This window comes from Sorangium sp. So ce693 (genome assembly GCF_051521375.1).
GTDB lineage: Bacteria > Myxococcota_A > Polyangia > Polyangiales > Polyangiaceae > Sorangium > Sorangium atrum.
Genome location: NZ_CP150347.1, coordinates 8,010,767 through 8,029,304, shown reverse-complemented (window position 1 = coordinate 8,029,304; position 18,538 = coordinate 8,010,767). Strand labels below are relative to the sequence as shown.

11 protein-coding genes are annotated in these 18,538 nt (G+C 70.6%); 6 read left to right on the top strand and 5 right to left on the bottom strand.

Going from position 1 to position 18,538, the window contains the following annotated elements; all coding sequences use genetic code 11:
* Positions 1 to 70: 70 nt before the first annotated feature.
* From WMF14_RS29780 to WMF14_RS29770, 3 genes are all read right to left on the bottom strand, one after another.
* Complete coding sequence (locus tag WMF14_RS29780; RefSeq protein WP_437791508.1) at positions 71 to 3,586, bottom strand: AgmX/PglI C-terminal domain-containing protein; 3,516 nt, start codon at positions 3,584 to 3,586, stop codon at positions 71 to 73.
* Between the two features lie 110 nt (positions 3,587 to 3,696).
* Entirely contained in the window at positions 3,697 to 5,292 is a 1,596-nt protein-coding gene (locus WMF14_RS29775) for a carboxypeptidase regulatory-like domain-containing protein (protein WP_437791506.1), read from the bottom strand.
* Positions 5,293 to 5,523: 231 nt separating this feature from the next.
* Positions 5,524 to 6,030, bottom strand: a complete 507-nt coding sequence (locus tag WMF14_RS29770; RefSeq protein WP_437791504.1) for a hypothetical protein — start codon at positions 6,028 to 6,030, stop codon at positions 5,524 to 5,526.
* Between the two features lie 1,367 nt (positions 6,031 to 7,397).
* Between WMF14_RS29770 and WMF14_RS29765 the strand changes: the two genes are divergently transcribed.
* The 3 genes from WMF14_RS29765 (at position 7,398) to WMF14_RS29755 (ending at position 9,531) form a co-directional block, all read left to right on the top strand.
* The gene (locus WMF14_RS29765; protein ID WP_437791502.1) at positions 7,398 to 7,574 is read left to right on the top strand and encodes a hypothetical protein; all 177 of its coding nucleotides are present in this window, start codon (positions 7,398 to 7,400) and stop codon (positions 7,572 to 7,574) included.
* Positions 7,575 to 7,719: 145 nt separating this feature from the next.
* Entirely contained in the window at positions 7,720 to 8,397 is a 678-nt protein-coding gene (locus tag WMF14_RS29760) for a hypothetical protein (RefSeq protein WP_437791500.1), read from the top strand.
* A 45-nt stretch (positions 8,398 to 8,442) separates the two neighbouring features.
* Positions 8,443 to 9,531, top strand: coding sequence for a Kelch repeat-containing protein (locus WMF14_RS29755; protein WP_437791498.1), 1,089 nt, complete (start codon positions 8,443 to 8,445; stop codon positions 9,529 to 9,531).
* Positions 9,532 to 9,627: 96 nt separating this feature from the next.
* Here the strand turns inward: WMF14_RS29755 and WMF14_RS29750 are convergent, their stop codons facing one another.
* Positions 9,628 to 11,670 carry an ATP-binding protein gene (locus WMF14_RS29750; protein ID WP_437791495.1) on the bottom strand — a complete coding sequence of 681 codons (2,043 nt, stop codon included), beginning with the start codon at positions 11,668 to 11,670 and terminating at the stop codon, positions 9,628 to 9,630.
* A gap of 162 nt (positions 11,671 to 11,832) precedes the next feature.
* Between WMF14_RS29750 and WMF14_RS29745 the strand changes: the two genes are divergently transcribed.
* Entirely contained in the window at positions 11,833 to 13,059 is a 1,227-nt protein-coding gene (locus WMF14_RS29745) for a sigma-54-dependent Fis family transcriptional regulator (RefSeq protein WP_437791493.1), read from the top strand.
* Between the two features lie 9 nt (positions 13,060 to 13,068).
* Here WMF14_RS29745 and WMF14_RS29740 read toward each other — a convergent pair whose 3' ends face one another.
* Positions 13,069 to 14,979: a DUF4215 domain-containing protein gene (locus tag WMF14_RS29740; RefSeq protein ID WP_437791492.1), complete on the bottom strand. Its 1,911-nt coding sequence runs from the start codon at positions 14,977 to 14,979 to the stop codon at positions 13,069 to 13,071.
* Positions 14,980 to 15,247: 268 nt separating this feature from the next.
* Between WMF14_RS29740 and WMF14_RS29735 the strand changes: the two genes are divergently transcribed.
* Both WMF14_RS29735 and WMF14_RS29730 read left to right on the top strand, forming a co-directional pair.
* A complete protein-coding gene (locus tag WMF14_RS29735) occupies positions 15,248 to 15,994 on the top strand; it encodes a TVP38/TMEM64 family protein (protein WP_437791489.1) in 747 nt (248 codons plus the stop codon).
* Positions 15,995 to 16,645: 651 nt separating this feature from the next.
* Entirely contained in the window at positions 16,646 to 18,376 is a 1,731-nt protein-coding gene (locus WMF14_RS29730; RefSeq protein WP_437791486.1) for a glycoside hydrolase family 5 protein, read from the top strand.
* Positions 18,377 to 18,538: the final 162 nt, after the last annotated feature.

The window sequence follows — 18,538 nt, the reverse complement described above, 5'->3', positions numbered from 1 at the left end:
AGCGCGGCGCGAGGGCTGGGTAACGTTTATGGGAGTGACGAAGAGCTGGGCTGGCGAAGTCCTCGGCGCGTCAGCGCGTGACGGCGCCGAGCTCCACGAACGCTCCGTCGGTCATGACCACGAAGGGGCGCTCGTCGAAGGTCAGACCGCCCTTGCCGTCGTGGTCGACGATCTGGAGCTTCCCCATGCCGTAACCCATCGGCCCGCGCGCGTAGTAGTGCGCCTGCAGGGTGTACCGGCTGGCCCGTTGCTCCCGGGGAGCGCGGATGGTGAAGCACTCGGGCCCGTAGCCGGTGGTCACGTCGGCGTAGAGGTGCCCGCCGCCTGGCAGCGTCGGGTCGCCGTAATAGGCGTGGCCGCCGCGGTCGTCCCGGATGTGGAAGTCGACGTCGTTGGCGTCGGTCTCCCAGTTCAGCACGAAGCGGAGCGAGGGCGCGTCTTCGAGCGCGGCGCCGGCCTTCGCGAGCCGGGCCAGGATGGCCGCCCGGCGCGCGGGCTCCGCCTTGAGCCACGCCGCGGCGACCAGGCCGAGATCCTCGCGCAGGATGCCCTCCACGCCCGAGAAGCGCCCCGGCGGGTAGCGGCGCGCGATGCCCGCCTCGAGCGCGTCGAAGGCGGCGGCGTGCTCGCCCCGCTTGAGGCGGGCGAACGCGAGCAAGCGGTGGCTCGCGGGGTGGTCGGGGCGCTGCTCGCGCGCCTTCTCGTAGGTGTCGACCGCCAGCTCCAGGCCGGCGCCGCCCGCGAGCCGCTCGAGGCGCGCACCGGCGAAGCGGCGGAGGTCCGCGCGCGCCGGGAACAGATCGATGAGCGAGCCATACGCGCGGGCGGCGCCCGGCGTGTCGCTCGCCGCCTCGAGCGCCTCGCCGAGCGCCACGAGCGCGAGCACGTCACCGGGGACCTCGGCGCGCCAGGCCCGGGCGTCGCGCACCGCGGCGGGTGCGTCGCCCCGGGCGAGGGTGTCGTGGATCTGCTTGAAGCGGCCGGTATACGGCTCCGATCGAGGGGGCGCGGCGCCGTCGGGCGCGTCGGGCGCGGGCGCGGCGTCCGGGGGCGGGGTGAACAGGATCGGGTACACCACGTCGACGCTGCCGCCCTCGGGCGCGGGGAAGGTGAGGTCGCGGAAGGCGCGGACCACGCAGGAGACCGTGGCGCTGTCGGGCAGATCGGAGCCGCCGTCGCGCGCGTTGGCGAGCGCGCCGCTCGGGTCGATGGTGAAGCGCACGGTGACGCGTCCTTGCAAGCCCTCGTCGCGCTGGAGCCCGCGCTCGTAGCAGAGGCGGAAGCGGCCGAAGTTCTGGCGGACGATGCGCTGGATCACCTCCGGCGGGAGGCGGCCGCTCACCTGGGTTGCGCCCATGCGGACCTGCGGCGCCATGGTCCGGTGGCTGCCAGCGAGGCGACCGTGCCCGCTGCCGAAGCCCTGGCCGGTGCCAGTCGCCGACGCGGCGCTCGGCGCGGGCGCCGCGGCCCCGCTGCCGTGGCCGATGGAGCCGATCGCGCCGAGGCCGATGCCCTCGCCGCGGCCGCCGCCGCCCTCGCCGACGCCCGATAGCCCGAGCCCGCCGGCGCTCCCGCTGGCGCCCGACGGCGCGGGCCCCTCCTTGAGGAGGGCATATCGGGTGTCCGCGCCGGCAGGAGGCGCCGGCGGCGCGGGGGGAGGGCGCAGGGCAGCGCTCCCGCCAGGGGAAACGTCGGCGCTCTGCTCCGTGGCAACCTCGGCGCGCTCGCCAGGCGAAGCGCCGGCGAGCGCGCCGGTGGCCGGCGCGGGGGCCGACGGCTTCCCGGCCTGCGACCGCGAGCGCCTCTGCACGGCGACGCGGCCGCCCTCCACGGTCAGGATGTCGGAGAGCCCTCGCCGGGCGATGTCGAAGCGCGCGTAGTCGTGCTCGGTCTCCAGCACGAGCAGCGCGGTGTACGGGCTGAGCACCCGGTGCGCGATCGAGAGATCGATGATCTGCTTGCGGATCGCGTCCTGGTCGCCCCCGGCGCCCTCTCGGGCGAGGAGGCCGTCGATCTTCGCCCGGGCCCACGAGCGCTCGAGCAGCGGGCGCTCCACGCCGCGGAGGTCGGGCGTCGTTGTGCGGCCGTCGACCGTGAGCCGGACGGGCAGCGCGGCCGGCACCTCGGCGTAGACGAGCGCCTCGTCGCCGGGCTGCACGCCGTTCAGGGTGCGGGGCCAGACCCAGCGCGCGCCCTCGATGTTCACCGCGATCCCCGAGCGCGTGGCCGAGCCGAGGCGCCGCTCGATCTCGGCGGCGCCGCGCGCGCCGTCGACCACGGCGCCGTCGCGGGGCAGGCCAGCCGCGACGAGCTGCCGCAGCGCGGCCTCGTCGCGGAGGCCGCCGAGCGCGACCGCGTCGAGCCGCTCGACCCCCGCGCCCCGCAGCGCCGCCGCGGCGCCGCGCAGCGCGCCCGGCGCGACCTCACCCGCCGTCGCGATGCCGTCGGAGAGCAGCACGACGCGCCGCTGGCCGCGGGCGCGCGCGCGTTCGCCGGCCCAGCGGAGCGCGCGCCCGAGATCCGAGGCGCCGAGCGCCTGCCGCTCGCGGATGCGCGCGATCTCGACCTCGCCGAACGCCGACGCTGCGCCGTCGAAGATGGGGGTGACGGCCTGGTCGTAGCAGGCGACGGTGAGCGGCGCGCCCGGGCCGCCTGCCTGGGCGACCGCCCGCGCGAGGGCCGCGAGCGCGCCGAGCTGCTCCTCGAGCCCGAGCGCGCGCGAGGCGCTCGTGTCCACGAGGATCACCGCGGAGGCGAGCGGATCGGGCCGCGCGTCCACCGGAGCGTTCACGCGGGCGAGCACGAGCTCTCCGCTGCGCAGGCCGCCGCGCGCCTCGATCGACGTGAGCCGCGCGGGATCCACAACGAAATCGGCCTCGGGCGCCGCGTCGTTCCGGCGCAGCGCGTGGACGGGCGCGGCGGCGCCGGCGACGGCGGCCTCGATGTCGAGGCGGCTCACCGTGGGCAGGCCGCGCAAGGGGACGGTGAAGGGCGCGCCCGGGCGGAGCTCCTGGGAGTACGACAGCACGATGTGCTTCACGCCGCGCGCCGGGATGGGGAAGACCCGCGCGCTCACCTCGTTGCCCGCCGCCTGCTCGAGCAGCGCAGGGTCCTGCTTGCGGTGGAGGAAATCCTCGTACGCCTCGCGCGCGCGCTGGAGCTCGACGACCTCGCCCTCCTGCCACCGATCGTCGATCTTCATGGCGAGGCGCCCGACGCTCGCGCCGGGCGGCAGCGTCACGCTGAAGGTGCCCTCGAGCACGCGATCCTCGGGGTTCTCGAAGGTGAGGTGCAGCTCGGCGAGCGCGAGCGGCGCCTCGATCACCGCGCGGCCGGTGAGCGCGACGAGGCGCAGCCCGGTGCCGTCCGCGGCGGTGAGCCGGAACGGCGCGGCCTCGGCGCGGCGCGCCGCGACGGCGAAGGCCGGCGCGGCGGGCAGGGCGCGCGGCGCGGCAGGCCCCGGCCCGCGCGAGAGCGTGGCGGGCGTGGCGGGCGGCGAGGGGCTGTCGGCGCAGCTGAAGAGGGCAGGGACGAGGGCGGCGATCGCGGCGAGCGCAGCGCGGCTGCGGAGGAGGGCTCTAGGCACGGGGGATCTCCGGTCGTTGCGCGGCGGGCCGAGCCTGAGCGCGGACCCGCCGGCGGTGGGGCAGGGCGATCGACAGCCCGGGCGGGCCGGAGGTTCCCGCCTCGCGCCGCTCAGTCGCCGGTGAAGTGCGCCGGAGCCACCGAGTCATCCTCTGGCTGGGGCTGCCCGGCCACATCCAGATCCGCCTGCGCGACGCCGCCGTCACGAACGACGGCCGAGGTGCCCTCGACCGCCGAGGAGACCATGACCATGTAAGCGCCATCCGGCAGCCCTGTCGCCCGATAGGTCCCGTCGTTGCTCGTCGTGACGTGGCGCATGTCGAGCCCAGGCTCGCCCTGGTTGCACGCGACCACGACCTGGACACCCCGGAGCGGCTTCCCGCCGCTGGTGATGCGCCCGCGGATCTCGCCCGAGCTGTCCGCGGGAAGAGAGATGTCCCGCTCGACGACCTGCCCCTCACTCACGTTGGCGTACACCACGGTATGCTGCGACTTCGCCACCAGCTCGAGGCGCATGACGGCCGCCGGGAGCTTCTCGAAGCGATAGCGCCCCTCGGCGTCGGTCACCGCGTTCACGAAGCCGATGCTCCGGTGAGACGCCATGATCTGCGCGCCGGCGACAGGCTTGCCGTCGCTCCCCCGCACGACGCCGGCGACGCTGCCTCCCCTGGACATCCTGAGCTGGATCGGGTCGAGCGCGTCACATTGCGCGACCTGGACCTGGGCCGTCGTCGCGGCATAGCCGCCGTCATACGCGCGGACCAGGATCTCGCCGGGAGGGACATGCTCCAGCCGAAAGCGCCCTTCCAGATCGCTCTGGGCCTGGCTCGCGGCATCCATCGACCCCTGGCTCGACGAGCCCGTGGTGAAGCGCGTCTCCGCGTCGAGGAATATGCCGGCGAGCGGCGCGCCGTTCTCGTCATGAACCGTCCCCGTCAGCGTGCACCCGTGCGAGAGCGTCAGCTCGACATTCTGGGTCTTGTCGGGCCCGACATGAACGGGCGCTGAGAAGACAGGAGCGTAATCGGCCGCCGTGACCCTGAGGAACACCGGCCAGCCGGGGACCTGCTCCACGCGGAAGGCGCCGTCCGCCGCGTCGAAGCGCTTCGACCAGAGGGGCGCGGGCGCCGCCGTGCTGTCGGGGAACAGGGCGACGATGTCCACGGTGAACTGCGTTATCGGCTCCTTGCGCTCGTTGTAAACATGCCCATCGACGATCCCGCTCCTCGGGATCAGCAGGGCGACATCGTCACCGCTGTGCGCGACGACGAGCATGGGGCCGTATCCCTCCTTGTTGCTGACGAGGTTGTAGGTTCCGTTCGGGGCGCGGAGCTCGAAGCGCCCGTGCTCGTCGCTCTCGGTCGAGGCCGCCGTCGTGGGGAAATTGCCGGCGACGTCGAAGGTCGTCGCGGCGATCGTGACGCCGGCGACCGCGGTGCCGCTCAGGTCGTAGACGGTCCCGGAGATCGGCGGCACCTCCGTGGCTGCTTGGTCCGGGGGCGCGGCAGGGCGATCCCATCGCGCACGGTTGCCGTAGCCCGACTTTTGCTGATGCATGGATGAGCGGGGGGCGGGCTCGGGCAGCGCGGCGCGTGGCGCGTCGAGCTTCGGGCGGAGGAGCAGGAAGGCGGCGAGCGCGAGCGCCGCCAGCGCGCACCAGAGCGGCCATCGGCGGGGAGTAGCGTGATGCAGGACAGGCGGTTGCATGAGAACGTCTCCATCCGATCAGGGTGAGTGGGTTGCGGCGCTCGCTGCGATGTCACGACGACGAGGAGCAGGGCCCTAGGGGGCGACTCCCGCTCGCCCTCGGGCAAGGCAGCGGCTGACACGGGCGATGATCGCTGGGCGCAAGCGAGCAGATCTCCCGGCCGCGAGGCGCGGTCCGGGAGATCTGCGCACCCGACGTCCGCATGGCGGCGCGTCGGGCGGCGCTCGGTCTTAGTTGATCGTGATGCCTTGGATGAAGCCGAAGGAGAACGGATCCCGGAACGTCCCGCCGAAGCTCGGCGTGCCGAGTGCCGTCTCGCCCAGGACGATGGAGGCGCTGATGGTGGTAAAGCCTGCACCTTGGGGCCCGAATGCCATGCCGAACTGATTGAATCCACTGCAGTTGGTATTGAAGCCAGAGCCGGCATACATGGTGGTATTGATGTCCATGTTCGGGCAGTTGGGGTTGGTGGTCGTCTTCACCTCGCGGACCGTGCAGGAGCGGGACTGTGCCGCGTTGTTGGGGTTGGTCCAGGTCATGCTGATGAGGCATGTCCCGTTCGGGGCCAGGAGGTTGTCACTCAGGCCGTTGGCATTGATGACGGCGTTGAAGGTCGCCGTGCCGGCCGACGCCCCTTCGATCAGGATGGCGCGCGCGGGACCGCCCCGGGCAACTGCCATGGCGCTCCCCGAGATCGACATGGTGGCGAGCGCGGCGAGGATAACGAGCTTCTTCATAAGAACAACTCCTTGTGTTTCGTGCCCTGTGGAACGTACGCCTTGAGATGAACGCGCGGCGATAACCCCCACGGAGAGCGACGGATACGCCTGCTCTCGTGGAGCCCTGCGCTGCCCGAAGACCGCTGCGCCGAGGATGTCTGGCGAGGAGCTCGCGCGAAGGTCACCGTACGCCTCGCTCTCCGCCATCGATTTCATGGCGCGTGGCGCCAGCGGAGAGAGCACGCCACAGCGGACCCCTCCGAAGTACGCCCCGATGAAATCGGAACTCCTGTCGGCTTGAACAGGAACTCCTCGAATCGGACGGGGCTGACGATACCCCTCATTTCCTAACGAGCAAGTCCTGGAGAAAGAAAGAATACGTTAAACAGGCGAGGAACGCGTGGACGGCGCGCCACGGCACGGGCGATCTCCGCCGTTGCATCCGAACTGCACAATCTTGGAACATCCCAAAGCGCGCCGTGGGTCGTCCAGCCGAGATCGCGCCCGTTTGTCAGGAGCATTGTCAGACATGTCCAACGTGGTTCATCGAGTGACGCTGAGCGCACAAGGGCCCCGTCCGGCGTGGCCAGCTCCAGGTGCGCTTGTGTCCTTCATTGTGCGCCATGCCAAGGTCGCCGCGGCGCCGGGGCGCCTTCGGGCCTCGTGGAGGTCGCGCCGGCGCTTGCCCGACGACGGACGCCTCACAAGGAGAGGAGGGGATCTGTCCGATACGGACCGGACGCCTCACGAGGAATGAGCTCGGCCCGCGAGGGGCCGGCAAGAGCGCTCGCAGGGAGCTTTGAGGCGGAGCGATGGCGAAAGCCGTCCAGCGGCAGCGGCCGAAGCACCGCGGTGCGGCCGCGCCCTGCGCCGCGCGATCCGGCCTCAGTGCATCTTGACGAGCTCAGTCGGCGATTGGGACGTCAGAACTCGGGGAACCTCTCGTGGGCCGTCCGCATGCGTCTCTGGGGCGGTCATCTCGTGTCCATCGGTCGATGACGCGACCAGGCCGAAGGCATGATGGGGCCCGTGGGCCAGAGAGCCCCGCTGCTCGGCAGTCTGCGTGCGGCGCACACGTTCCGGGCCTGCCCTCGCCCGAAAGCGCTGCCGTATGGCTGTATTGGGGTGGGGACAGAACGAATGAGCCGTCGACTTGTGGTCGTCGTGCCATGGTAGATTCGGCTCGCCAGGATGGCCGCGCACCCATCGCTTTGGCGTCTACGGCGGCCGGCGCGTATGCGCGGCGGAGAGAGGAGACGCCATGAAGTGCAGAATCGTGTCAAGCAACACCGACCTTGCCTTTCTGGAGGGTGCATTCGCGAAGCTGGAGGTGCACTCATCGGCGTGAGGCGAATGAGTGCGATTCGTGGACCGTCAGCACCAGATTGACCAAGCGCGAGCTGCGCAAGCTCATCAAGGCCACGTGCGGCGGCTCGTTGGTCTTCACGCTAGAGGAGGCGGACAGCGAGTCCTCGTCCGATTCCGATGGCGAGCCGGAGGGGGACGACGATGACGAGGGGACCACCAAGCAAAAGCAGCAAAAGAAGATGTTCGGTTACTGACCGCCTGGCGCTCGCGCCCGCCCTCTCCGATCTCGACGCGAGGCGGGGCCGAGCGCCGGCGCAGCGGCGGGCTCGGCGCCACGCCCGCAGATGCGCGCTGCTATAGTGCGCAGCGGTGCGCTTGAAGTAGATTGCGGCGCTACTTATGCAGCTCCCGAACCTCCCACCCGCCGAGCGCAGCTCGCTGCGCGCGCCGGGCGCGCCGTCGAGGCGCTGCCGGCTCATCCCCGTCTTCCTGCTGGCGCTCGCGGCCGCCGCGTGCGGCGGCGGCTCGCGCGGGGACCCCGATCGTACGCGTGATGACGGCGCCGGTGGCAACGGCGCTGCTGGCGGCAACGGCGGCGCCGGCGATCAGGGTGGAGGCGCCGGGAGCGCCGGCCAGGGCGACGCGCGTTGCCACGACTACACGCGCTTCGACGCCGGGCGCCCCGTGGAGTTCCGGACGGAGGTGCTGCCGCTCCTGCAGCGCTCCTGCGCGACCGGCGCCGCCTGTCATGCCGACTCGCGCGGCGACCCGACGCGGCCCTACCTGGGACCGACCGCGAGCACGCCGCCGGCGCAGGTCGACGCGGAGGAGCTCGCTGCCATCCGCGAGCAGAACGTGGACGTCGACTCCGGAGAGGCCTCCGGGATGAAGCGCGTGGCGCCGGGGGACCCGGAGCACAGTTACGTCATGCACAAGATCGATGGAACGCTCGAATGCGGGCTCGTTTCGTGCGACGAGGGCTGTGGCCTCGCGATGCCGCCGACGCTGAAGCCGCTCTCGGCCGACGAGAAAGACACCGTCCGCCGCTGGATCGCTCATGGCGCCGCGATCGATTGAGGCCGCCGGCGGTCGATGGTTTCACGGACAAGGAGATCCGTCACGATGTCTCACAGGAACGGTTCGCTGTGGTTCACTCGGTGCATGCTCGCCGCGGCGAGCGCTCTGACAGTCCTGGGTTGCGGCGACGACGAGGAGGTGCGGCCGGCCCCGACGCCCGCAGCCTTCCGCGCGCTCCCCGCCGTCCCCACGGGGGAGGCCCGGGAGCTCGAGCTGCCGCGGGCTCAGCCCCCGCGCCGCTATCCCGACCTGCCCGAGGCCGTCAGCTCCTTCGGCGCCGCCCTCGCCGACGACACGATCTATACGTACGGGGGGAACCTCGGAGGAGGCTTTGCGGCCGAGCACCAGTCGACCGGGTTCCGCCGGCTCTCCCTCGCGCAAGGCGGCGCCTGGGAGGACCTCGGGGCCGTGGAGCACCTGGAGAGCATCGCGCTCGTGGCGCACGGCGGCTTCATCTATCGTATCGGCGGCCTCCGCGTGGACAGCGCCATCGACGAGCCGGAGGTCCTCACCTCCGTGGCGACGGTCGAGCGCTACGATCCGCGCGAAGGGACATGGCAGGCCATGCCGGACTTGCCGGAGGGGCGCTCCGGGCACGGGGCCGTGGTGGTGGGGGACCGGCTGTACGTGGTCGGGGGTTGGACGCTCGCGGGCCCCGGCGAGCTGCTGACCCGGGGAGTCGCGCTCGACCTCTCCACGCCCGACGCGGCGTGGGTCCCCCTGCCCGAGGCGCCGTTCGCGCTCCGCTCGCTGGGCGTCGCGAAACGCGGTGACACGATCTATGCGCTCGGCGGGGTCGGCGAGGGGATGGCGTTCTCGGGCGAGGTCTACCGGTTCGACACGAAGACCGAGGCCTGGTCGCCGGGCCCGGCGCTCCCCTCGGAGATCCCGATTGCCGGCTTCGGCGCGACGGCGTGCAACGACGAACAGGACCTCTACGTCAACTTCGCCGACGGCCTCTTCCGGCTCGACGAGGCGGGCGACGGCTGGGAGCCCGCGGGAGCCCTGGAGTTCACGCGGTATTTCAGCCCCCTGATCTGTCCTGGCGGCGGCGAGGTGATCGTCCTCGGCGGGCGATCCGCGGCAGACAACGAGCTGACCGCATCCGTCGAGTCCGTCGACGTGGCGCAGTGACCGCGACGCGGAGCGCAGGAGCAACCGCTCATAGAGTGGAGCCGGCTCCAGCCTTCTGGAGTCGTGCTCACCGTCGGACATGCGGTGAGGAGCGCGCTAGCCTCCTCGGGCTCCGTGCGCGACCGGGATCGTGCAGGAGAACGTCGTCCCCGCGCCGAGCTCGCTGTCGACCGAGATCTGCCCCCCGTGCGCCTCGACGATGCCCTTGACGATGTACAGCCCGAGCCCCGCGCCCGCGCAGCGCGCCGCCCGCCCTTGCCAGTAGCGATCGAACAGGCGCGGGATGTCTTCGGGCCGGATCCCCGTGCCCGTGTCGCTGACGGACAGGCGGACATGAGGCCCCTGGCGCTCCGCGATGATCGTGATCTCTCGTCCTTCAGAGGTGAACTTCAGGGCGTTGCCCACGAGGTTCGACAGCACCTGGAGCATGCGGCCACGGTCGCAGCGGAGCTCAAGGCCGCTCCCCGGAAGGAGGGTGTGGAGCCGGATCCGCTTCTCTTCGGCGAGCGGCGCGAGCATCTCGGTGACCTCGCGCACGAGCGAGCCCGCCTCGCACGGCTGGACGTCCAGCTTCAGGCCCTTCGCCTCGATGATCGCGGCGTCGAGGAGCTCGCCGAGCATCTCGACGGTGCGCTCCGCGGCGCGCTTGATCTGCCGCGCCCGATGGCGGATCGGCTGCCCCGCCGCGTCCGCCGGGGCCGATCGCTCGAGCAGGGACGCGGCCAGGATGATCGACGACAGCGGGTTCCGGAGATCGTGCGCCGCGATGGCCAGCGCCTCTTCGCGGAGCCGCCGCGCCCGCTGCTCGGCCTCGTAGAGGCGCGCGCGGTCCAGGGCCTGCGCGCACTGCAGGGCGAGCGTCGTCATGAAGCGCCGATCCTCCTCGCTGATCCGACAGGCGTCGCGGTACGTGACCCCGAGCACCCCGATGGTCACGTCGCCCAGCGTCATGGGGACGCAGATCATGGTCTTGGCCCAGTCGCCTACCGGCGCGTCGGGATAGGCAGCCTTATACGCCTCGAGCGACTCGAAGATCAGCAGCTGACCCGTGCGGATGCAGTCGACGGCAGCCAGGCGCGCGGACATGGGAATGCGGCGTAGGCGCTCGACCACGTCCTCGGGGTAGCCGGGCGCGCGGAGGACCTCGATCACGCCGTCCTCCGCGAGGAGCGCGACGTACCCCGCGTCGGCGTAGAGCGCGGCGAGCCCGAGCGAGAGGACCACCTCGGCCACCTGCGCGGGCGTCGCCGCGCGCGAGAGCTCGGACGTGAACGTCTGGAGGCGCGCGACGCGCGCCTCCGCCAGCTCGACCCGGATGCGCGCGACGCGCTCGCTGGCGAGCGCCCGCTCCCGCGCCTCCTCGGCCCGCTTGCGGCGCTCGATCTCGTTCACGACCTCGACGACGTAGAGCGGCGCCCCCGCGCGATCGCGAGCGAGCGAGCGCGTGACCGCGACCCAGAGCATCGACCCGTCCCGCCGCACGCAGCGCTCTTCGGTGGTGGAAGAGAGGATCTTCCCGTCGCACAGCGCATGGACGTGCCGGAGCGCTCCCTCCGCGTGGTCCGGATGCCGGAGATCCTGGGCGCGCAGCGCCATCATCTCCTCGACGGTGTATCCGAGCAGCTCACAGAGCTTCGGGTTCACGCGGAGCAAGCGGTCATCCAGGGAGACGTGGGCCATCCCCACCGCCGCCTGGTCGAAGGCCGCGCGGAACCGCTCGTCGCTCTCGGCGCGCGCGACGTTCGCCGCGCGCGCCTCGAGCAGAGCGCGGACGGCCGTCATCAGGAGCCGGCTCTCGATCGGCCATGCGCGCGAGCCGGCACGACAGCAATCATACGTGGAACCGCACGAACTCAAGGTCGACGGCTGACCGACGGCCGCGCGGGCCCGGCCGGCGTGCAGCACCGGGATGGCCGCCGCGCCCAGCGCCGCCTGGAGGCGCTGGCAGAGCTCGCACCGCTCGCTGTCCGGCAGATCGACGCTGATCAGCACCAGGTCCGGCGGTCGATGGGCTCTTCGCAGGCTCTCCGCGATCGTCGCTGCGAGCTCGACCCGCAGCCCAGCGGTCTCGAGCGTGCGGCGGATCTCCTCTCGTTGGGCCTCGTCATGATCGACGATCAGGACGGTAGGTGCCTGCATACGGTCCGCGCTCTTCCTTGGGAGAATGGAGAGTTGAAGTAGCTCACCTTCTCGCGGCTCGCTCTCGCGGAGGCGTGTCGAGGGTACGAACTGTGCAAGATCCTGGAGCAGAATCGCGGACGAGAGCGGACGCGACCGCGCGCTCGAACGAGGGGTTGGCTCATGGCAGCGTGGCTGGAATCAGCGCTCGAGGCAGGACGCCTCTACCGCTCGATCGGCGCCCTGGAGGCGGAGCAGCTGCGTCCTCACGTGCACCGCGCCTGGGTGCGCTCTCATGGGGGAGGAGCGGATCCGCGCCGTCCCAAGGCCGAGTTCCTGAGCGCGCTCGACACCGAGCGCCTGCGCGAGCGGCACCAGGAGCTCGTTCTCGCTTCCGAACCGTACCTTCGCGCGCTCAGCCAGGCCTCGGGCAACGAGCGCCATGCGGTCATGGTGGGGGACGAGCGGGCGATTCTCCTGGATGTCCGCGGTGACGAGCAGACCATTCACGGTCCCGAACGGGTGCCCGGTCCCGGCGCGTTGCTCGAGGAGAGCGTCTGTGGCGCGAACGGCGTCGGTACGGCGCTCGCCGAAGATGGCTATACGGAGCTCGTGGGGCCGGAGCATTTCATTCAGGGATTCCACGCCTTCACCTGCCAGGGGCTCCCGCTCCGGGACGGCGATGGGACAGCCATCGGCGTGCTCAGCCTCTCTGTCAGGAGACCCGAGATTGGCTGGCGTCTGCGCGAAATTCTGCTCTGCGCCGCGCGCGCCATCGAGATGGAGCTCCTCGCCACGCGCCTCGAGCGGGACATGGATCGCTTGCTCACTGCGCGGGACGTGCCCATGGAGGACCTGACGCGGTTCCTCCAGGACATCCTCCAGGCGCGGGCAGCCGCGCGACTCAGGATCGATCTCGCCGCGGATCAGCTCGCCGGGAGCGTCCTCGCCCAGACGCGCGATCTGCTCCACCTCGCCGCCAACGTGCTGCGCCGCTTCCGGCGCTCCGCTGCGCTGTGGCGAGCGCTCGCGCTGGACGGGGCGACGTCGCCGCGCCCGGTGGCGCTCGACGCGCTGATCCGCGATCTCGCGGAGCTGCTGGAGGTCGAGTCGGCTGTCTGCGACGTCACGACCAGCATCCAGGAGCTCGAGCCCGTGGTCGTTCAGGCGGACCACAACACCCTGGCCCGCGCGCTCTTTCGCGTGCTGCTGAGCGCCGTCCGGGCTGCGCGCCGCGGCGTCGTGCACCTCGCGCTCCGGGCGACGCCGACGGGCGGAGAGCTGTGCCTCACGCTCTCACCCGGCACGGGGGTCGCCGCGCGCGCGCCGCCCCCTGTGCGGGTGCTGGTGCCGACACACCCGGGAGCCCCGGAGCGCGCGGCGGACGATCTCACGGGGTGGATGGCCTGAGCCGCCGGGTCAGCGCGGAATGAGGTTGCGGCAGCCGCTGCCGCAGGCGTCCCCGTCGCGGTTGTTGCCGTCGTCGCACTCCTCCACCGCCTGGACGACGCCGTCGCCGCAGTACTCGCCGAGCTTGCAGTCCTGCGCGCACTCGCCGTAGCCGCCGTCGTTCACCCCGTCGTCGCACTCCTCGCCCAGGCTGACGACGCCGTCGCCGCAGACGGGCTTGCACTCGCTCCGCGCCGTCGCGAAGCCCTGCAGCGTGAGCTTGAACGTCGACGCCGCGGTCTGGCGCTCGGCGTGGAACACGGCGATCTGGTAAACGCCCCCGTCCATCAGGCCGAGATCGACGTTCCGCGGCTGGATGACGTCGTCTTCCTCCGTCGCGTAGGTCACCCTGCCTCCCCCGTTGGCGTTGATGACGAGGCGCCCGTTGACGGCGCTGTGGATGCCGCCGACGTCGACAGCGAGGCGATCGTTGATGAACACCCACACGTCGTCGTCGCCGGTGAAGTCGAGCTCGTACTGCTCGCCCGCGTTGTACTGGAACCAGTAGCGGATCTCGCTCGTGAAGTGGAAGTTGTGCTTCGGGCTGCCTGCCTCCTTCAGCCAGTCGCCGCCGCCGTAGCTCGGGAAGATGTCGGCCGCGACGCGCTCGGCCGCCGGGGTGAACGGATCGTCGTCGACCGGGAAGAACAGCGGGTTCCCGTCGTAGGTCTCCTCGATATACCTCGCCCAGTAGACCCCGTCGCGCACGTTGCAGCTGTGGAACTCCTCGCTGTGGATGTCGCCGCACTGCGGGGTGGCCTGGGCCGACGAGGTGCACTCCTCGTCGTTGATCTCGTTGCCCACGTTGCCGCAGTAGTGCTCGCTCTCCGTGGACAGCAGGGTCCACTGCTCGCCGTCCTCGCCCCAGCGGTTCACGAAGCGGCCGTCGCCGGTGTCCCAGAGCGTGAGGGTGGTGGCCGTGGTGCTGTTGGTGCCGGGCACATCGTGGTACCACTGGGCGAAGCTGTCCGCGCTCGTGACCAGGCTGTTGGCGGCGGCCATGTACGTCGGCTTCTTCTGAGCGTCGAGCCGCTGCCCGACCATGTTGAAGATCGGCTTGCTGTTGGCGGGGCCCTTCGGCTCGAAGTCGGCGTGGGCCGCCTTGAAGTCGCGGAAGACGACCGGCACGGCCATCGATCCAGAGGGCTGGGGAACGGCGCAGGTGTAGCCCGGCTCCTGCTTGCACGTCGCGGAGCAGCCGTCGCCGTCGATGTTGTTGCCGTCGTCGCACTCCTCGCCGAGCACGAGGCCGTCGCCGCAGCGCGACGCGCACGAGCCCGCGGAGCAGTCGGGCTCGGCCTGGCAGCTCGCGGAGCAGCCGTCGAAGGGCATCGTGTTGCCGTCTTCGCAGCTCTCCGCGCCCTCCTGGGTGCTGTCGCCGCAGGTCGTCGGCGTGCAGGCGCTCGGGTTGCCGCTGCACTTGAATCCGACCTCCACCTTGCAGGTCGGCGAGCAGCCGTCGGTCGCCTCGGTGTTGCCGTCGTCGCAGAGCTCCGGGAACACCACAACGCCGTCACCGCAGCGGGCGATGCGCGTGCAGGCGACTCCGGGCAGCGGGCACGACCAGCCGAGCTCTACCGAGCGGCAATCCGCGGCACAGCCGTCCTCGCCCACCGCGTTACCGTCGTCGCACGCCTCGTCCTTGGTCAGGCCCCCGTCGCCGCAACGGAACGCGCTGTCGCCGTCGCCGATGTCCGATCCGCTCCCCGTGGTGTCGCCGTCGCCGAGTTCGCCGCCGGTCGTGGTGGTGGGGTTGTCCCCGCCGCCGCCGGTGCTACCGCCTCCGGCCGGACGCTCGCGGCTCGCAGAGCAGCTCGCCGTCAGGGCGGCGCAGCTCATGATGAAAATGGTCGAACCAAACCACGAAGATCGAGGACGCATGACCTGCTCCTTCCGGTTGCCCGGGACCTCTCGGGATGCGTGAATTGGCGACAGTCTCCCACGCGGATGCCCTGAATTCGAGCCCTTCCTGCGCGAGCCGTCACCTCCAGGGCTGTTGAATAAAGGGGCTCCCTCTGTGCGTGGATAAATCCTCAACCAGCGTCTCTTTCCCCCGAGGGCGGACCGCGTGAGGGACGTATACTCGCGCGCCGACCGGCTCGCTCCTCCTCGCGGGGCGGCCGGCCCGTCACCGGACCTGGAGCGCTGCATGTTGCGATCGTCTGACTCGACCCCTCCTCCGGGGAGCGCCCGCCTTCCCGGCGCGACCGCGCGCCCCCGGCGCTCCTGGGCCGGGTGGGCCGGCTTCTCTGGCCTGCTCCTTCTGATCATCCTCGTGCCGTTCTTCCTCTTCGCCGACAGCCTCGAGGCTGCGGCCCGAAGGCTGCTCGCGGCGCCGCCTTCGCCCATTGCGACGGCGCTCGTCCTCGGCGGATTGCTCGCCGGCGATATCGTCCTGCCGGTGCCATCGAGCCTGGTGAGCACGGCGGCGGGCGGGCTGCTCGGCTTCTGGCGCGGGACGGCTGTCTCGTGGGCAGGCATGATGGTGGGCTCGGGGCTGGGTTATCTGGTCGGCGCGCGCGCGGGCGCGCCGGCCTTGCAGCGGATGGTGGGCGAGGCGGAGCTCGCGCGCCTGACGCGGGCCGCCGAGCGTCACGGCCGCTGGTTCCTGCTCCTTTTCCGCGGCGTGCCCGTGCTCGCGGAGGCATCTCTCGTCTTCGCGGGCGCGGGCCGCATGCCCTGGCGCGCGTTCGTCGCGGTGACGGCCCTGGCCAACCTGGGCATCTCGGCGACCTATGCCGCGGTGGGCGCCTCGGCCGCGCGGCTCACCTCCTCCCTGCTGCTGCTCGCGGGGATGGTGCTTCTACCGGGGCTCGCGCTGCTCCTCGCCCGCCTGCCGGAGCGCTGGCGTAGACCGGTAGGAGAGGACGAGGGCGGTGGGAGAGGAGGGGAGTAGCGCTGGCAGCTCGGCTGCCGGCACACCCGCCGCCGTGAGGATCGATGAAGGCCGGAGCAGCGCGTCGACGCGTCGACGCATCGCGTGCCCCTGTGACTGGCACTGTGGCGAATCGCAGCCTTCCAACATGCCTCTCCCATTGACGAGATCCGACCAAGGCCCCTTTCACGGCGTTTGACGCTGCGCGTATGTGGGATGACGCTGCGCACCTTCCAATGACGCTGTGCGCCTGGCAAATGACGCCGCGCGTGCGATGGGAGCGCGGGGCTGCGGAGCGGCTCGGTCATTCAAGCGCAATTTGAAAGTCAAGTGTCTCTTGGCGGTCGTCCCCTCGTGCAGCGTTCCTGCAGGATCCCGTTGGAGGAGAGCGCCTCCTGCGATCCACCGTCGTGGGAAAAGCACCGCCATATCGATATTGGTTCCGGCGTCGGGGGGTGCGTCTCGTCTTGACCCTCTGTTTGGTGGCGGGTAACATGCGAGCCCGGTTGGCAACCCGTCGGTGTTGCTTGATTGCGAATTCTGCGCAGGGTCGACTGTCGAGCGCGACCAACCGTTGATCTGGCTTGAATTGTCTTACGGACGAGCCTTGGGGGTTGTCGCTCGAAGCAGTGCGCCGTGCTCTGAATTTGTGCTTAACGAAAGAACGAACCTATGAGAATCCGAAGAAGCCATATCTTCTTGTGTTCCTTCGCCGCCCTCGGTCTGGTGGGCATCGCCTGCGGCGGTGACGGCTCGACCGCGGCGACCGGGGGTGGGCTGACGGGCTCCGGCGGCGCCAGCAGCGGCAACGGCTCGGGTGCGGGCAGCAGCGTCAGCAACGGCGCGGGCGCGGGCAGCAGCGGCAACGGCTCGGGTGCGGGCAGCAGCGTCAGCAACGGCGCGGGCGCGGGCAGCACCACCAGCAACGGCGCGGGCGCTGGAATCCCGAGCGGCAGCGGCAGCGGCAACCCGGACGCGAAGCCCACGCCGGACACCGATGGCTCGCCCGACGGCATCTTCCGCGTCAACCTCGACAATGGCCGCCTGATGCAGAACGGCCAGGAGATCCAGGTTCGCGGCGGCAACTGGTTCGGGCTCGAGGGACAGGACGATCTCGAGCGCCCCGGCGCCATGGAGCTCTTCATCGGGTCGATGTGGTGGGCCGAGAACGATGCCCCGCGCACCATCGAGGCCACGATGAAGGAGCTCACGAGCTCCAACCTCAAGTTCAACACGATCCGGCTCCCCATCGCGCCGCAGACCCTGGTCGCCAACCACGAGGACGGCGACTACAGCCGCACCTCGCCCCGGATCAGGAACAACAACGAGAAGGTCTACCCGTACGCCAACGCGCGCGCGGCGCTCGAGGACTTCCTCAAGCAGGCCGACAAGAACAACCTGAACGTCATCCTGGGCATCCACTCCTGCTCGAACCACCTCGGGTGGCGCGCGGGCAGGCTCGACGACGACAAGCCCTACGTGGACAGCGATCGCGAGAACTACGATTACAAGGCGGACGCCTACAGCTGCAAGACGGGTGAGGACGCCTACGATTACGACAAGTGGCTCGCGACCATCCGTGAGATGGCGCAGCTGCCCAAGAAGCTCGGGATCGACAACATCATCGGCATCGACTGCTTCAACGAGCCGTGGAAGTACAGCTGGCCCGAGTGGGCGGACATGGCCAAGGCGTGTTACGACGTCATCGCCGAGGAGAACGACGACATGGTCGCCGTGGTCCAGGGCGTGTCCGGCAGCCACCAGCCCGCGGGCGCCAGCGGCCTGACGCTGGAGCCGGAGCCCCACGGCGATCCCGACCTCAACCCGAACTGGGGTGAGAACTTCTACGGACAGACGGCCTACCCGATCCAGATCCCCAGGAATCGGCTCTGCTTCTCGCCCCACACCTACGGGCCTGCAGTGTTCGTTCAGAAGCAGCACGTCGATCAGTCCAAGCCCGAGTGCGTCGGGCTCGAGGACGAGGAGGCCGCCAAGGCCAAGTGCGGGCTGATCCTGGAACGGAGCAACGCAGACGCCGTCGCGAAGCTGACAAAGCAGTGGGACGAGCACTTCGGGTTCCTGCACGACCAGAACTTCTGCGTGATCACCGGCGAGTTCGGCGGCGTGAAGGACTGGCCGAAGAACGAGATGGACCCGGGGCTGGCCCAGACGTGGGCGCACCTGCCTGCCGGCAAGCGCTACGACTGGGAGTGGCAGAACATGTACGTGGATTACCTCATCAAGAAGAAGATGACGGACTTCACGTACTGGTCCATCAACCCCGAGTCGGGTGATACGGGTGGCATCTACCTGCACGCGTACACCAATGCCGACAAGACGGGCTGGGGCAAGTGGACGGGCCTGGACACCGAGAAGGTCGACATGCTGGCGCGTCTCAAGTAGGCCGAGTCGCTGATGAAGAAGGCCGCCCGCAGAGCCAGGCTCTGCGGGCGGTTCTCTTTTGTGATTTCATCTTTGTGACTCCAGCTTGCCACGGCGGAGTCGACCCGGGTCGTCGGCTAATCGCAGCTGTTGTCGCGCGCGTTCACCAGCGCCTCTCGTCTT

What these genes read in the sequence shown, in the direction of transcription:
- WMF14_RS29730 (WP_437791486.1), top strand. Translation starts at nt 16,646, where the DNA reads ATGAGAATCCGAAGAAGCCATATCTTCTTGTGTTCCTTCGCCGCCCTC.
- WMF14_RS29760 (WP_437791500.1), top strand. Translation starts at nt 7,720, where the DNA reads ATGCAGCTCCCGAACCTCCCACCCGCCGAGCGCAGCTCGCTGCGCGCG.
- WMF14_RS29775 (WP_437791506.1), bottom strand. Translation starts at nt 5,292, where the DNA reads ATGCAACCGCCTGTCCTGCATCACGCTACTCCCCGCCGATGGCCGCTC.
- WMF14_RS29755 (WP_437791498.1), top strand. Translation starts at nt 8,443, where the DNA reads ATGTCTCACAGGAACGGTTCGCTGTGGTTCACTCGGTGCATGCTCGCC.
- WMF14_RS29750 (WP_437791495.1), bottom strand. Translation starts at nt 11,670, where the DNA reads ATGCAGGCACCTACCGTCCTGATCGTCGATCATGACGAGGCCCAACGA.
- WMF14_RS29740 (WP_437791492.1), bottom strand. Translation starts at nt 14,979, where the DNA reads ATGCGTCCTCGATCTTCGTGGTTTGGTTCGACCATTTTCATCATGAGC.
- WMF14_RS29745 (WP_437791493.1), top strand. Translation starts at nt 11,833, where the DNA reads ATGGCAGCGTGGCTGGAATCAGCGCTCGAGGCAGGACGCCTCTACCGC.
- WMF14_RS29770 (WP_437791504.1), bottom strand. Translation starts at nt 6,030, where the DNA reads ATGAAGAAGCTCGTTATCCTCGCCGCGCTCGCCACCATGTCGATCTCG.
- WMF14_RS29735 (WP_437791489.1), top strand. Translation starts at nt 15,248, where the DNA reads ATGTTGCGATCGTCTGACTCGACCCCTCCTCCGGGGAGCGCCCGCCTT.